At 59.0% G+C, this 16,381-nt stretch carries 1 protein-coding gene; it reads right to left on the bottom strand.

Annotation, left to right across the window (positions count from 1 at the left end):
- Positions 1-42: 42 nt before the first annotated feature.
- On the bottom strand, positions 43-16,275 hold the full coding sequence (locus tag F3J28_RS05490; RefSeq protein ID WP_166873500.1) for an Ig-like domain-containing protein: 16,233 nt from the start codon (positions 16,273-16,275) through the stop codon (positions 43-45).
- Positions 16,276-16,381 lie beyond the last annotated feature (106 nt).

Raw genomic sequence — 16,381 nt, 5'->3', positions numbered from 1 at the left:
CTGCTGATATTCCGCCGGACTTAAGGCCCGGCGGAATAAGGGCTAGATAACTAACAGTTGGTGGTTAGCCAGCAGCGTGGCGAGATCGGTTTGTACCCCGTTGAGCGTGACTACCGTGGTCGGGTCAAAGACGCCGCCCTTGCCGTCGCGGTCAATTTGAATCTCAGTGCTGCTGCCGTTCTGCACCACTTTGATGTAGTCCCCGATATTGCCCGCCCCGGCCCCCAGCTGCGCAACGCCATTAATGTAATGCGCCGATGCGTCCCCGGCGTAGCCGCTGCCCTGCAGCAGCTCGCGAAGGTCAATGCGATCGCTGTCCGCCGTACCTTCCCAGGTCCCCACGCTGAAGCCGTTCACCACATCATGGCCGTTGCCGCCGGTGGCATCCGAACTGTTCAACAGCTTGTAGAGCAACGTATCGTGGCCGCCGCTGCCGATGTTGAAGGTGTCGTTGCCGCCGCCGCCTTCAAAGGTGTTGTTCCCGCTATTGCCGGTGATCACGTCGTCATGGCTGGAGCCGACGATCCCTTCGATGTTGGTGAAGGTTGCCGTGTTAAAGCCGGTGTTTTGCGCCCCGGTTTTGCCCAGATCAACGGTGATGCCTACCCCGGAGTTACGGAAGTCAACCACATCCATCCCGCCCGTCGCGCTCCAGGTCTGGTGATCGGATGAAGTTTCCCAGCCGCCGCCGCCGTTATAGACGTAGGTTCCCTGCTCGGCGATAAAGGTATCGTTATAGCCAGTGCCGTTCAGCGTACCGCCGTGAACGCCGGTGGCGGCCTCCGCCGTCAGGGCATAGCTTTCTTTCCCGTCTCCGGCGGTTAGCCCATTCCAGGTCACATTGCTGGTGACGCCGTTAATCGCTCTGACCAGCTCGGCATGGTAGGTTTCATTCGGGTTGAGGCCGTAGAAGCTCACCAGCGCCGACGCGTCGTTCGCCCCAATGCCCGACTGGGCGTTGATAATCTGCGTCGAAACCAGCTTCCCGGCAGAGTCATACAGCCGGACGGTATTGCCGTAGAAGACGTTGATCCCTTCACTGTCGACAATGCGCAGGTGCATCGCGGTACCCGGGGCGATGGTATTGGTGTTGGCCACCAACACCACTTTCCCGTTTTGCTGAGAAACCAGCAGATCCTGAGTACCGTTCCAGTCGTAGTCAGCCACCGCAACGCCCGTGACGTTAACCAGTCCTTTTGCCAGCTGGCTTTCGGTCCAGTTCTTGCCGGTGCCGTCGTTGCTAAACAGACGCGCTGTCTGACTGGTGCCGTAGGTGGAAAACTTAACAATATCCATGTCGCCATCACCGTCCCAGTCCACGGCCACGGACATATAGCCTGCGTTAGCCGCCGTGGACGTAGACTCCACGCTGGTGTAGTTGCTGTTCAGCTGACCATTGCCATCGTTGTAGAAAATCTTCCCGCTGTAATTCACCGTCGCAGAGGTCACGCTCCGACCGGTGGCGATATAGAGATCCAGGTAGCCATCGCCGTTGAAGTCGGCCCACGTCATGGAGGCAGCGGTCGTCGTGTTCGCCGCGTTATCGACAAACACGTTGGCAATAGACTGCAGGGTCGTCAGCTTGCTGCCGTTGTTAGAAATCACGCTCAGCGCACTGGTCCCGTTGCTGTTGGTATGCTGAACAATATCGATGTTACCGTCATTGTTGATGTCCACGCCGGACAGTTCGCGGTAGCTGACGCCGGTCAAGCCGCCGTTGCCATTGGTCCCGTCGGCCACCATGCTACCCTTGTTGTTAATCAGGTAGGTTCTGGAGTCCCCCCCGGCGTCACCGTAGGCCAGATCGACATAACCATCGCCGTTTTTGTCATAGGCGATAACGCCGCCGTACCAGATCGTGGTGCCGTTGGCCTGGGTACTGGTGGTATAAGTGCCATTGGCGTTGGCGATCCACATGGTCTGTACCGCGTTGCCGTAAGTGGTTTCCGTGCCGTAGATATCAACGGTGCCGTTACGGTCAAAGTCCAGCGCGGTGTAGCTGACGGTATTCGCACGCGTATTAGGCAGCGACGTCTGCGTGTAACTGTTCAGATCCGTGCCGTTGTATACCGAGGTATTGGTCACCAGCGTCCACAGGCCGTTATTGTTGAGCATTAACGTGCTGGCGCTGTTGTTCGCATTGCCCGCCGTGCTCGCCCAGCTGGTGTCATTGGCCGTTTCGGCATGCACGACCAGCGATCCTGTCTGGATCCCGGTGTTGTTGCCGTTACCCGCGCTGCTCTTCACTTGGGCGGTGACGTTGTAGCTGTTCAGCCCCAACAGGTCGCTGTCAGGAATTTGCAGATACCAGCGGTTGGATGAAGGATCGACCACCACCGGACCTCCGCGCTCGGAGCTGTACGTTTTGCCATTCACGGTCACGACCACGAATTCACCATTCATCAGTTGAGCACTGACATCCCCGGTGAGAATCGGCGTGGTATCTGAAGTCGATACCGCATCTACGTGGGCAATTGTCGTCGGCACCGAGGTATCGACCGTCAGCGTGAAGTCGTTCGACTCGGTGTAGTTCCCCGCTTTGTCCGTCACGCGCAGAACATAGTGGTAATTTCCGTCCAGCAGGCCAGAATCCGCAAAGGTCCAGCTTGTACCGCCGGTAATGGTCACCTTGCCTACCAGCACGCCATCGCGGAAGATCTGGGCAATTTCACCGTCGGCCAGCGCATGGTTCAGCGTACCGTTCAGGACCGGTGATGTATCGTCGGTGGAGTAGCTGCTGTCGAAATTACCGGTACGCTCGCCGTTATTATCCGTATAGCTGACGATAGTGCCGACGGTATCCGGCGCTACGGTATCAACGGTGACAACCTGGGCTGCGGTTGAACCCACGTTTCCGGCCTGATCGATAATCCGCACCTGATAAAGATGGTCGCCGTCCGGCAAAGTACGTCCATCCACGTAATGCCACGCCGTGCCGTTCACCACGGCATCCACCCAGCTCTGACCGCCGTCCAGGCTGATTTGCACGCGTTCGTCGCTGGCAAGGGCGTGGCCCAGGGTGCCGTTCAGCGTCAGCGTGGTATCCATAGTGATAAAGTCGCTGGCGCTCTGCCCGGTATCATCCGAAATACTGTCGATGGTGATGCCGTAGGTTGGCGCGACGGTATCTACCGTTACCGTCTGGCTGGTGGTTGCTCCCACGTTTCCGGCAAGGTCGACAACGCGAACCTGCCAGGTGTGGTTACCGTCCGCGAGCTGGCGCCCATCGGTATAGCTCCAGCTTGTCCCGTTGACGGACGTGGCGTTAACCCAGCTGGCTCCGCCGTCGAAGCTCACCTGAACATATTCATTTTTGCCCAGCACCGCGCCAAGTGAGCCGTTCAGCGTCAGCGTGTTATCGTTGGTGATAAAGTCGCTGTTGCTGAAGCCGCTGTCGGTGGTGATGCTGTCCACGGTAACGGTGATAGCCGCATCCGGCGACGTGGTGTCTACCGTTACCGTCTGAGAAGCGCTCTGCCCGACATTACCCGCAGCGTCGACCACGCGAACATAGTATTGATACGTGCCGTCGGTTAACGTTCGCCCGTCGGTAAAGTACCAGGTTGTGCCTACCGTGGTGACCGTTTTCCAGGTGAGGCCGCCGTCCATGCTTATCTGCACATATTCGCCGTCCAGCAGTGAAGCGCCCAGAGAACCGTGGATAGTCAGCGAGGTGTCGCTGGTGACAAAGTCGCTATTACTCAGCCCTGTATCGTCGGCAATGCGGTCAATGGTGACGGATTTGCTCGCATCCGGTGCCACGGTATCAACGGTGACCAACTGGCTGGTGGTTGCCCCGATATTGCCCGCATCATCAATCACGCGCAGTTGATAGAGATAATCCCCGTCGGCCAGCGTGCGGCTATCGATGTAGCTCCATGTGGTGCCGCTGATACTCACGTCAACCCAGGTTTTTCCGCCATCAATACTGATCTGGGCATGTTCACCGACCGCCAGCGTTCCCCCTAACTTGCCGCTAATGGTCAGCGTATTGTCACTGGTAATAAAGTCGTGCGCATCGAGACCCGTATCCTGGGTAATGGCCTCAACGGTAATGGTTTTACTGGCATCCGGCGCAACAGTATCAATAGTTACATTTTGCGTTGCCGTCGAGCCCACGTTGCCGGCATTGTCGATGACGCGTACGTTATAGGTCACGATACCGTCCGGCAGCGTGCGCCCGTCGGCATAGCTCCAGGATTTGCCGTTAACCACAAGGTCAATCCAGCTGGATCCCCCGTCGAGGCTTATCTGCGCCTTTTCGTTATTGCCGAGTGCCGCGCTCAGGGAACCTTTCACCACCACCTTGTTATCGGCGGTAATAAAGTCGGTCTTGCTCAGCCCGGTGTCGTTTTGCAGAGCGTCAATGGTAATGGTCATCTGCGGCGGTGTGGTGTCCACCGTGACGGTGCGATCTGCTCCCGCACTGTTACCGATGCTGTTGCTGACGCTGGCATGAATCACATACGAGCCGCCATCGACCAGCGCGGAAACCGCACCGCTGCCGAGGGTGTAGCTCCAGGTGCCGTCGCCGTTGACCGTGGTGGTATAGCTCTGATTATTCAGGGTGATAGTCACCGTCTGGCCCGCAGGCGCGTTGGTCACGCCGCTTATCACCAGCGGCGTGCCGTGTTCTGCGGCGCTGACAATGTTGTCCTGCGCGAAGTCATTGACACTGATGGTCGGCACCTCGCCGTTCAGGGTCACCTGCTTATTCGCACTGCTGCTGTTCCCGGCTTTATCGCTAACGCTGGCGGAAATCTGGTAACTGCCGTCTGTCGCGCCCAGGAAGTCCTGTGCCGGGACGGTCACAGACCATGTTCCGGTGTCGCTCACCACCGCCTTATAAGAGTGATTATTGAAGGTAATGGTTACCGTCTGCCCAGGCTGAGCGTCAGTGGTGCCGCTAATGACCTGGCCTGCCTGCTGCTCGGCGCTGTTGATGATGTCGTCCCCCGCCACCTTGTTAAAGGTGATGCCTGGCGGGGTGGTGTCCACCGTCAAAGTACGATCCGCGCTGCCCGGGTTTCCTGCCTTATCCTGAACGGAGGCGCTAACGTTGAAGTCACCGTCGGTAAGCTTCGCCAGGTCGTCCGCGGCAACGGTCACGCTCCAGGAGCCGTCCGCCTGCACCGTAGCTTCGTAGCTCCCGCTTCCCAGCTTAACGGTCACTTTTTGCCCGGCTTCCGCGCTGCTGGTGCCGCGAATGGTTAACGGCAGCTGCTGTTCCGCCGCGTTGATCACGTTGTCACCGGAGATATCGGCGAGGGTGATGACCGGCGCTGCGGTGTCTATGGTGATGTTATGGCTTGCCGAAGTGGCGTTATTTGCGCCGTCCGTCGCCGATGCCACGACCGTGTAGCCGTTACCGTGCACCAGGTTTTGTACCTGATTCGCCGGCACGGTAACGCTCCAGCCGCCGCCTTGTTGAACAGTGGTGTGGTACTGTACGCCGTTCAGCGTAACGGTCACCTGAGTGCCCACGGCAAGTTCAGCGCTACCTCCGCCGATAACCAAATCCTGCTGAGATTCTGCGGCGTTAATCACGTCGTCATCGCTAATAGTCCCGATGGTTAGCCCGACACGGACGGCGTTAACCTCAACCGTATGGGTGTTAGTGCCCTCGTTGCCGGCGCTGTCGGTGAGCGTGGCGGTAATCGTTGCCGTGCCGTTTTTCAGCGATGAAATCGCCGAAGCCGGGACGCCTATGCTCCAGTTGCCGTTGGCATCTATCTGGGTGACATACTGAGTGCCGTTGAGGGTAATAACAATTTTATTCCCTGCCGCTGCGCCGCTGCTGGAGCCAGAGATAATCTGCGCCTGAGCGTGCTCTTCAAAGTTGATGATGTCGTCACCCGCCACGACGTTAAAGCCGATCGTCGGCGCGGTGGTGTCTAGCGTTATCGTTTTGCTGCTGGTTGATCCGTTGCCCGCCGCATCGCTGACGCTCGCACTAAGCTGATAGTTGTTATCTGCCAGGCTCCCCAGGGCTGTAGCATCAAGCGTTACGCTCCAGGTGCCGTCCGCTTTCACTACGCCAGTATAGGTTTTTCCGTCCAGGGTCAGCGTGACCGTCTGTCCGGCTTCCGCGTTTGACGTTCCGGTGACGACGACGCCCGCGCCTGCTTCTGCGGCATTAATAACGTTGTCCGTGGCAATGGGGTCAATGGCAAGCCCCGGCGGCGTGGCATCCACGCTGAACTCACGCTCTGCGCTGGCTCCGTTGCCGTTCACGTTAGTCACGGTAGCTTTTACTGACGCATCGCCATCCTTCAGCCCAGCCATATCGCCTGCTGGCACGGTGTAACTCCAGCTCCCGTCGGCCGCAACCTGCGCCGTATAGGTGTGCCCGCCAAAGATAAGGGTGACGTTTTGCCCGGCCTCAACGTTCTGAGTCTTACCTGAAAGAACCAGATCGGCCCCTTTCTCAGCCGCGTTAAGCACGTTATCTGCTGTGATAGCGTCAACGCTGACCGCAACCGGGCTGAGGTCGACATTCACCATGCGATCGATAGAGATCGGGTTCCCCGCGCTACTGCTGCCCGCGGCGGTAACAGTGACATTGCCTGCCGCCCACTGGCTGACATCTTCCGCAGGTACGGCGGCCGACCAGGTTCCGCTTGCGCTCACCGTTGCCAGGTAGCCTTTGCCGTTGATGGTGACGGTCACGGCACTGCCTGCGCTCATACCGCTGGCGCTTCCGCTAACAATCAGGTTCTGATTGTGTTCAATGGCGTTGATCACATCGTCCCCCGCCACGGTGTGGATCCGAAGACCCGGCAGGCTGGCATCAATGGTAAATTCACGTTCTGCCGTGCCGCTGTTGCCGTGCCCGTTAGTGACCGAGGCCGTGGCGGTGAGTTTTCCGTTCCCCAGGGCGGTAAGCACGCTAGCAGGCAGGTCGAGGCTCCAGCTCAGATCGCTCTGCACCGTCGCGGTGTAGGTTTTCCCCCCCAGATTGATCGTGACTGTGTCGCCGGCTGCCGCATTGCTGACTTTTCCGCTCAGAGTCTGGCCTGCTGCGATTTCAGACGCGTTAAGGACGTTGTCTGCGGTCACTGGATTAATCGTGACGCCCGGCGCGGCGGTGTCTACCAACAAACTGGCGTGAGTGCTGGCACTGTTGCCGATAGCGCTTGTTGCGGTAGCGGTCAGCGTATAGTTGGCTTCGCCCAGCCCGGCCAGATCGCCCGGCTGAACGTCAACGCTCCAGTTACCTCTGGCGTCGGTGGTGGCGGTATAATTTTTACCGTTAAGCGTGACAATAACCGCAGTGCCCGGGGCCAGATTGGCGCTGGTCCCGCTCAGGGTTAGTGTTTCCCCTTTTTCACTGGCGTTAAGCACGTTGTCACCGCTTACCGGATTGAAGCTGAGCGACGGTAAACCGGTATTGACCACAACGTCATGGCTACCGATCCCCGTATTACCTGCTGCATCCGTCAGGCTGGCGTGAATAGTGACGGTGCCGTCCGCCAGCTGGCTGACGACGCTTGCCGGGACGCCAATGCTCCAGTTGCCCGCAGCGTCCACGGTGGTGGTCCAGCTGTTGGAGCCAATGGTCACGGTAATTTTGTCCCCTGCCGCAGCGCCGCTGCTGGAACCGGAGATAATTTGTGCCTGCCCGTGCTCGGCGAGGTTAATCACATCGTCGCCCGCAACCACACCAAACGAGATGGTCGGCACGGTGACGTCCACGCTGAAGTTATGGTTCGCGGAGGTGTTGTTGCCTGCGGCATCGCTGACGCTGGCTTCAACTGAATAGACGCCGTCGCCAAGCGCAGAAGCCTTCTCCGCCGGAACGGTTATGCTCCACGTTCCGTCAGTCTGCACGGTGCCGGTATAAGTTTCATTGTTCAGCTTCACGGTCACGGTCTGGCCCGGTTCCGCATTGCTGGTACCGTTGATGACCAGCGGCTGCCCGGCCTCGGCTGCATTGAGCACGTCATCCCCGGCGATAGTGTTGATTTGCAGGGTTGGGGCTGCGGTATCCACGCTGATTTCACGCCCGGCCGATGCTCCGTTACCGCTCACGTTAGCGACGCTAACTTCCACAGAAGTCTCGCCGTCTTTCAGCCCTTTCATATCATTAGCCGGTACGGTAAATGTCCAGCTACCGTCGCTCGCTACCTGAGTAGTGTAGGTGTGCCCGGCAAAGGTAATGGTGATGGTCTGCCCGGCCTCCACATTCTGTGTTGCCCCGGACAGCAATAAATCAGCGCCCTTTTCGGCTGCGTTCAGCACGTCGTCCCCGGCAATCTGGCCGATGGTTATCGCCACCGCGCTGAGATCAACATTGACGGTGTGATCGATGGACACCGGGTTGCCTGAGCTGCTGATTCCGCCTGCCGAAACGGTAATATCGCCGGCCTGCCACTGGCTGACTTCGTTTCCTGGCACCACGGTCTGCCAACTGCCGTCGGCGCGTACCGTCGCGGCATAGTCTTTACCGTTGATGGTCACGGTTACCGCACTGCCTTCGCTCAGGCCGCGGCTGGTGCCGTTGATAATCAGGTTCAGGCCATGTTCAATGGCGTTGATAACATCATCGCCCGCAATGGTATTAATCCGGATGCCCGGCAGGGCCGCGTCGATAGTGACTTCGCGAGAACCGGTACCGGTGTTACCCGCGCCGTCCGTCACGGAAGCATTAATTTTAAGCGAGCCGTCGCCCAGCGCGGTCAGCACATCCTGGCTAAGGGCCAGGCTCCAGGTGAGATCGCTTTGCACCTTCGCGGTATAGTTGACGCCGCCGATATTAATGGTCACGTCTGCGCCGGCCTGCACGCCGGTCACGCGCCCGGTGATCGTCTGGCCAGCGGCCAGCTCGGAGGCATTGATAATGTCGTCGATCGCCACGGCATTGATAATCACGCCCGGCAGCGTAGAGGCGACTTCCAGCGTGCTGCTCTGGCTGCCAGCGTTGCCCACGCCGTTGCTGGCGCTGACGGAAACCTCATAGAAGGCCTCGCCAAGTTTGCCCACGTCGCCTGCTGGTACGGTGGTGGACCATTTGCCGTCGTCGCCCACGGTAGCGGCATAGTTTTTACCGTTCAGATGTACGGTGACGGCGCTCCCGCTCGCCAGCCCGGTAGAGGAACCGCTGATGATGACATCCCCGGTTTTCTCATCGGCATTGAGGATGTTGTCCCCCGCAATAATGTCGATAGTCAGGGTTGGTGCCGCGGTATCGACCTTGACGCTGTGAATCGCATCGCCGGTATTGCCTGCTTTGTCGGTAATGGAGGCCGTCACGGTGTAGGTGTTATCGCCCAGCGCGCTGATATCCGCCCGCGGGACGCCGACGCTCCAGTTCCCGCCCGCGTCCACTACGCCGGTGTAGCTTTTACCGCCCAGATTAACGGTAACAATATCGCCAGCCTGCGCGCCGGTGCTGGTACCGGAGATCACCTGCGCCTGGCCGTGTTCGGTCTGGTTAATCACGTCGTCAGTAGCGACGGTGCCGATGGTCACTTCAGGCACGGTTTTATCAACCAGCACGTCGCGGCTGGCGCTGCCCGGGTTGCCCGCGCGGTCTTCCACGCTTGCGGTGACGGTGACGTTACCATCAACCAGTTTGCCGACGTCCGATGCAGGTACGGTCAGACTCCAGTTTCCGTCTGCCTTTACCGTTGCCTGATAGCTTTCGCCGTTCAGCTGCACGGTCACGGTCTGGCCCGCCTCTGCGGTACTGGTTCCGCTGATAATCAGATCCTGCTTAGCCTCTGCGGCATTCAGCAGGTTATCCTGGCTGACAGGATCCACGGTCAGGGTAGGAGCAAGGCTGTCGACGCTGACGTTTTGCGCCGCTTCTGTGCTGTTGCCATTTTTGTTGGTCACGCTCACCTGAACGGTGGCGTCACCCTCTTTCAGGTTCACCATATCCGCCGCCGGAACGGTGTACTTCCAGCTGCCGTCCGCCTGAACCGTGGCGGTGTAGGTGTGCCCGGCAAAGGTAATGCTGACGGTTTGCCCCGGCTCTACGTTTTGCGTCGTGCCGGAGAGTTCGAGATTGGCGCTCTTTTCGGCGGCGTTCAATACATTATCGCCGGTTATGGCGTTAATGCCGATCACCACTTCGCTGAGATCGACGGTAACCTGATGCTGGATAGTCACATCATTTCCCGCGCCGCTGCTGCCCTTCACCTCAATGGTGACGGCACCTTCTGCCCAGCGAGCGACATCTTCTCCCGGTACGGCGGCCTGCCAGCTGCCGTCCGCGCGAACGGTTGCCGCGTAGTCTTTACCGTTAATCGTTACGGTTACCGCGCTGCCCGCGCTGAGGCCGGTGCTGGTACCGTTGATAATCAGGTTCTGGTTATGCTCGATGGCGTTAATCACGTCATCGCCCGCGACGGTGCCCACGCGCAGCCCCGGCAGGTTCGCGTCGATAACAATATCGCGACTGCCGCTGCCGGTGTTGCCGTGTCCGTTGGTCACAGAAGCGGTAATGGTCAGCTCGCCGTTGCCCAGCGCGGTGAGGATCTCTTTGGAAACCGACAGGCTCCAGCTTAAATCGTCCTGGACGGTCGCCTGATACAGCTTGCCGCCGAGATTAATAGTGACAACGTCACCTTTCGCCGCCCCGGTGACGAGGCCGCTGAGCGTCTGGCCGCTGGCAATTTCCGTGATATTGAGAATATTGTCGCTGGTGACGTTATTGATAGTGACGGTTGGCAAGGCGCTATCGACCTGCACGCTGTGGCTGTCGCTATTGCTATTGCCGTGGGCGTCGGTTACCGCCGCGGTCACCGTGTAATTAGCTTCACCCAGCTTGCTGACGGCAGAAGCCGGAATCGTTGTGCTCCAGCTGCCGTCGGCTCCGGCCACGGCCTGGTAATTAATCCCGTTCAGGGTGACGGTGATGAGGGTGCCAGCGGGCTGGTTGCTGGTTCCGGAAAGCACAAGGTCCTGCCCCTTTTCCGTCGCGTTAATAACGTCATCCACCGCAATGGCGGCAATCGAGATCGCCGGCAGAGCTGTGTTGACGCCCAGCGCGCGATCGGCGCTGCCGCTGTTGCCAGCCGCATCGGTGACGCTGGCGGTGATGGTGTAGCTGCCGTCCGCCAGGCCATTAATGACCGACGCCGGGATGCCGACGTTCCAGTTACCCCTGGCATCAAGCGTTGTGGTGAAGGTGAACGACGTTCCCTGCCCGTTGGTCACCACGACGGTAACCACATCCCCCGCAGCAGCTCCGGTGCTGGTGCCGCTCACGGTGTGGGCCTGGTTATGCTCGCTGGCATTAATGATGTCATCGCCTGCCACGGTATCAATAGTCAGCTTCGGCTCGGTAATATCAACCAGCATGCCGCGATCGGCGTTTGCAGGGTTTCCTGCTTTGTCAGCCACGGATGCGTTGACGGTGATAATGCCGTCCTTGAGCGCGGCTAAATCATTGGCCGGAACGCTGACTCTCCAGCGGCCATCGGCGCCAACGGTCGCGGTATAGTTGACGTTATTCAGCGTCACCGTAACGTCCTGCCCCGGCTCTGCGCTGCTGCTGCCGCTGACAATCAGCGGCTGCCTGGCTTCTGCGGCGTTAAGCAGGTTATCCCCGCTCAGCGGATCGATAAGTAACGTTGGCGCGCTGGCGTCCACGCTGTATTCCTGGGCGGCGTTTGCCGGGTTACCGTTCACGTTGCTGACGCTGACGGTCACCTGAGCATCACCGTCTTTCAGTTTTGCCATGTCGGCGGCAGGTACGGTATAGCGCCAGCTCCCGTCGTCATTCACGACGGTGGTATAGCGATGCCCGGCGAAGGTAATGGTGACGGTCTGGCCCGGCTCAACGTTAGTGGTCAAGCCGGAGAGCACCAGATCGCTGCCTTTTTCTGCCGCGTTCAGCACGTTATCGGCCGTGACGCTATTCACGCTGATGGACACCGGCGCTAAATCGACGTCCACGATACCGTCGATGCTGACCGGGTTTTGGGCGCCATCCTCTGCTTTTGCGGTTACCGTCAGCACGCCGTCAGGCCAGCGGCTAACGTCGCTTCCCGGTACGGCGGCGCTCCAGGTGCCGTCGGCGTTTACCGTTGCCAGATAGTCTTTCCCGTTTAGCGTCACGGTCACCACGCTACCCGCGTTGAGACCGATGCTGGTGCCGCTGACAATGAGATCCTGGCTATGCTCCGCGAGGTTGATCACGTCATCGCCCGCGATAGTATTGATACGCAGGCCCGGCAGCTGGGCTGCGATCGTGATGTCATGATCCGCGCTGCCGGTGTTACCGCGCCCGTTGGTGACGGAGGCGTGAACGGTAAGCTCACCATCGCCCAGCGCGGTGAGCATCTCTTTGCTCAGCGGTAAACTCCAGCTCAGGTCGCTCTGGACGATAACCGTATAGCTTTTACCGCCAAGAATGACGGTAACTTCATCTCCTGCCGCCGCGTTGAACGCGCTGCCGCTGAGCACCTGTCCGGCGTTAACCTCCGCCAGGTTGATGATGTTGTCGCCCGCGACGGTATTAATAGTGATGACAGGCAGCGAGCTGTCGACCAGCACGCTGTGACTGGCAGAATTGCTGTTACCGCTGGCATCCGTGACCGATGCGTTAACGGTATAGCTAGCCTCACCCAATTTTGCGACGTCCGGCGCCGGGATCTTAACGCTCCAGGCACTGCCGTTGACGACGGCAGCATAGTCAACGCCGTTCAGATTCACGGTGATTTGTGTCCCGTCCGGCTGGTTGCTGGTCCCGCTAATGGTGACTTCTGCGCTCTTTTCTGCCGCGTTAATCACGTCATCCTGCGCGATGACATTGATGGTGATTTGCGGCAGTCCGGTAGCAACATCAAATGCCAGCGAGCTACCGCCGACGTTGCCTGCTTTATCCGTCACCGCGACCGTTGCGGTATATTTGCCGTCTGCCAGACCGCTTATCACCTCTGCAGGCAGGCCAATGCTCCAGTTTCCACCGGCGTCCAGCACCGTAGAATACTCGACGCCGTTAACGGTGACTTTTACGCTGTCGCCCACGGCCGCGCCGGTGACTTTACCGGACAAGATCTGCGCCTGGGAATGTTCGGCGCGGTTAACGATGTTATCGCCAGCGAAAACATTGATGGTGACCACCGGCACGGTGGTATCGACCAGCATGCCGTGGTTGGTGCTGGCCGGGTTGCCAGCTATGTCGCTGACGCTGGCGCTGATAGACCAGTTACCGTCGGTTAGATTAGCCAGATCTGCAACCGGCACGGTGACGCTCCAGGTGCCATCGGCCAGCACCTGCCCGGTGTAGCTTTGGTTATTGAGGTTCACGGTGACCGTTTGCCCCGGCTGCGCGGTGCTGGTACCGGTGATGACCAGGTCTTGTGCCGCTTCGGCATGATTAAGAATATTGTCAGCCGTGACGCTGTGGAGCGTGATTGACGGCGGCTGGGTATCGACCAGCACTTCCCTTGCGCCGCTGGCGCTATTACCGCTGGCATTGGTGACGCTCACGGACACTTCTGCGCGGCCATCAATCATGTCGCGCATATCCGCCGCTGGCACGGTATACGTCCAGTCACCGTTTTCGTTAACGGTTGTGGTGTAGGTGTGCCCGGCAAATTTAATGACTACAGTTTGCCCGGTTTCTACGCCCTGAGTTTTCCCGCCCAGGGTAAGATCTGCAGCCTTCTCAACCGCATTCAGCATGTCATCGCTGGTCACGCTGTTGATGGAGATAGCGACGGAGTTCAGGTCAACGTCCACCGGGCGGGAGACCGCAACCGGGTTGCCCCATTCATCGGCAGAACTGGCGCTAATGTCCAGCTTACCGTTCGGCCAGCTGGCCAGATCGCTTGCCGGGATCCCTATTTGCCAGGTGCCGGTGGCGCTTACAGCCGCCGGGTAATCTACGCCATTCACGCGAACGGTAATAATTGTCCCGGCGTTGAGGTGCGAGCTGGTGCCGCTCACCGTCAAATCCTGATGCTGCTCGATGGCGTTAATCACGTCATCCCCGGACACGGTATTGATGCGCAGCCCCGGGAGCTGGGCGTTGATATTAAAGCTGCTGTCACCCCGGCCGGTATTGCCGTGACCGTTGGTCACGGAGGCGACTACGGAAACATCGCCATCACCCAGCGCCTGCAGGTCGCCCGCAGAAACAGTGATGCTCCAGGTCAAATCGCTTTGTACTTTGGTGGTGTAGTTTTTTCCACCTACGTTAAGGGTAACCGTGTCGCCTTCATGCGCGCCGGTGACTCGCCCGCTCAGCGTCTGGTCGTTAGCGATTTCGCTGTTGTTGATGCGGTTGTCGCCCGCGAAGGTCGAGACCACTACCGTAGGCAGTGCCGTATCAACCAGCAGCGTTGCGTTCGCCGTCCCCGTATTTCCCGTACTGTCCGTGCCGCTGACGCTCAGCGTGTAAGTGGTATCGCCCAGCTTGACGACATCCTCAACGGGTACCTGAACCTGCCAGACACCGCCCTGAACGTCCGCGGTATAATTGACGTTATTCAGCCTGACGGTGACGGTGCTGCCGTCCGGTAAATTGCTGGTGCCGCTCAGCGTTAACGGCTGAGTCGCCTCAATGGCGTTCAGCACGTTGTCCTGGCTTATCGGATGGAAGGCAACCGCAGGCGGCGTGGAGCTGACGGTGATGTCATGCTCTACTCGGCCACTGTTTCCCGCCGCATCGGTGATGGTTACGGTCACGGTATTTGTGCCTTCCGGCAGCGATGAAATGACTTCTTTAGGTACGCCCACGCTCCAGCTGCCGTCCTGCTGCACGCTGGTTTGGAAGGTTTCTCCTCCAATAGAAACGGTGACCTTGTCTCCAGGGGCTGCGCCACGGCTGGTGCCAGAAATGATCTGTGCCTGATCCTGTTCGCTGACGCTGAGAATATCATCCCCGGCCACGGTATTGACGCTGGCTTCCGGCGGCGTGGTGTCTACCAGCAGGGACGCGTTAGTGGTGGTGGTGTTGCCCGCTTTATCGCTGACGCTGAAGTTCAGCGTGTAGCTATTGTCCGCCATAGTCTGCACATCATCCGCCGGCACGGTCATGCTCCAGCTGCCGTCTGCGCTTACAGTTGCGGTATAGGTTTTGCCGTTCAGCTTAAGCGTGACCACCTGCCCGGCTTCGGCGTCAGTTTTACCGCCGATGATCGCCGCCGCGCCGTGTTCAGCCGCATTAATAATGTTGTCGCCGGCGATGGCATTTACCGTTAGCCCAGGCGCTTTCGTGTCCACCACCAGCGTTTCGCTGGCAGAGACATTGTTGCCTGCGGCATCTTTCCCGCTCACGGCTACCGTCCAGCTCCCGTCCGCCAGGTTTTTGGCGTCGGCTGCAGGCACGGTTACGCTCCAGCTACCGTCGCTACCTACGGTTGTGCTGTAAGTTTTCCCGTTCAGGGTGAGGGTTAACGCTGTGCCGCTGGCCAGCGCCTGCGAACTGCCGCTGATGATAACGTCATTTGCCTGCTCCGCAGCGTTGATCATATTGTCGCCTGCCGTCGTCGCGACGGTCAGTGAAGCCTGAGCGGTAACAACATTGAGGGTAATCTCCCCGGCAGAGGTGACTTTATTGCCGTCGATTTGCACCACGCTCCAGGTGTGCGTCCCGTCCGACTGCTCGCTCAGCAGCACTTTCCAGTTGCCGTTGCTGTCGACCATGGTGCTGGCAATGGTGTTGCCGTTGCTGTCTTTGACCTGAATAGTGGCTCCCGGCTGCCCGGAGCCGCTGAAGGTTGGCGTTGCGTCGTCGGTCACCGCGTTGCTGCTCAGCAGCCCTTTGCTGTCGCCTTTGTTGTCGGTAACCGTGAACGTTGGCCGGGCGCTTTCGACCTCTTTGGTATTGTCGATAACGGTGGTGTGTGACTTCCCGCCGCCGTGTGCCAGCAGCGCCCCGATACCCGCCCCCCCGGCCACGGCACCAGCAACCCAGCCCCACGGCACATCGCCGAGCGCAGAGCCGTCCATGAATGGTGCAATGGATTCGATGGGGACGGAGGTTGCCGTTAAAGCCGTGCCCTGGGTGCCAACCGCGGCGCCCGCTTCGTCGAAAGTGATATGCGTCAGTGCCTTGCCGTCATCAAACACCAGTTCTGAATGGTGCCCAGACCGCCCTTCTTCCTCCACAAAATAGCCATTGCAGCGAATAACGCTGCCGTCTTTCATGTATACCAGCAGATCGTTGCCCTGACGCAGATAGTGCGCCACATCTTTAGCGCTGCCGTGAATCTGAATGACAGAGGGGGATGAAAGCGAGACAGAGAGATTCCCATCGCCTGTTACCAGGGTTTTCTCTGCGTCCTTGCGGGAAATAACTTCAAGAATCTTACTCATAGCACTTCTCCTTATATATGCCGGAACGAGGCATACGGTATTAATTTTTGGATGTGGATACCCCTGAGAATTCCGGATCTCATTTCACATCAACTTATTTTTATGT

This window comes from Enterobacter sp. Ap-1006 (genome assembly GCF_011752835.1).
Lineage (GTDB): Bacteria > Pseudomonadota > Gammaproteobacteria > Enterobacterales > Enterobacteriaceae > Cedecea.
Note: the sequence above shows the minus strand (reverse complement) of the source record. Positions and strands in the feature narration are given on the sequence as shown.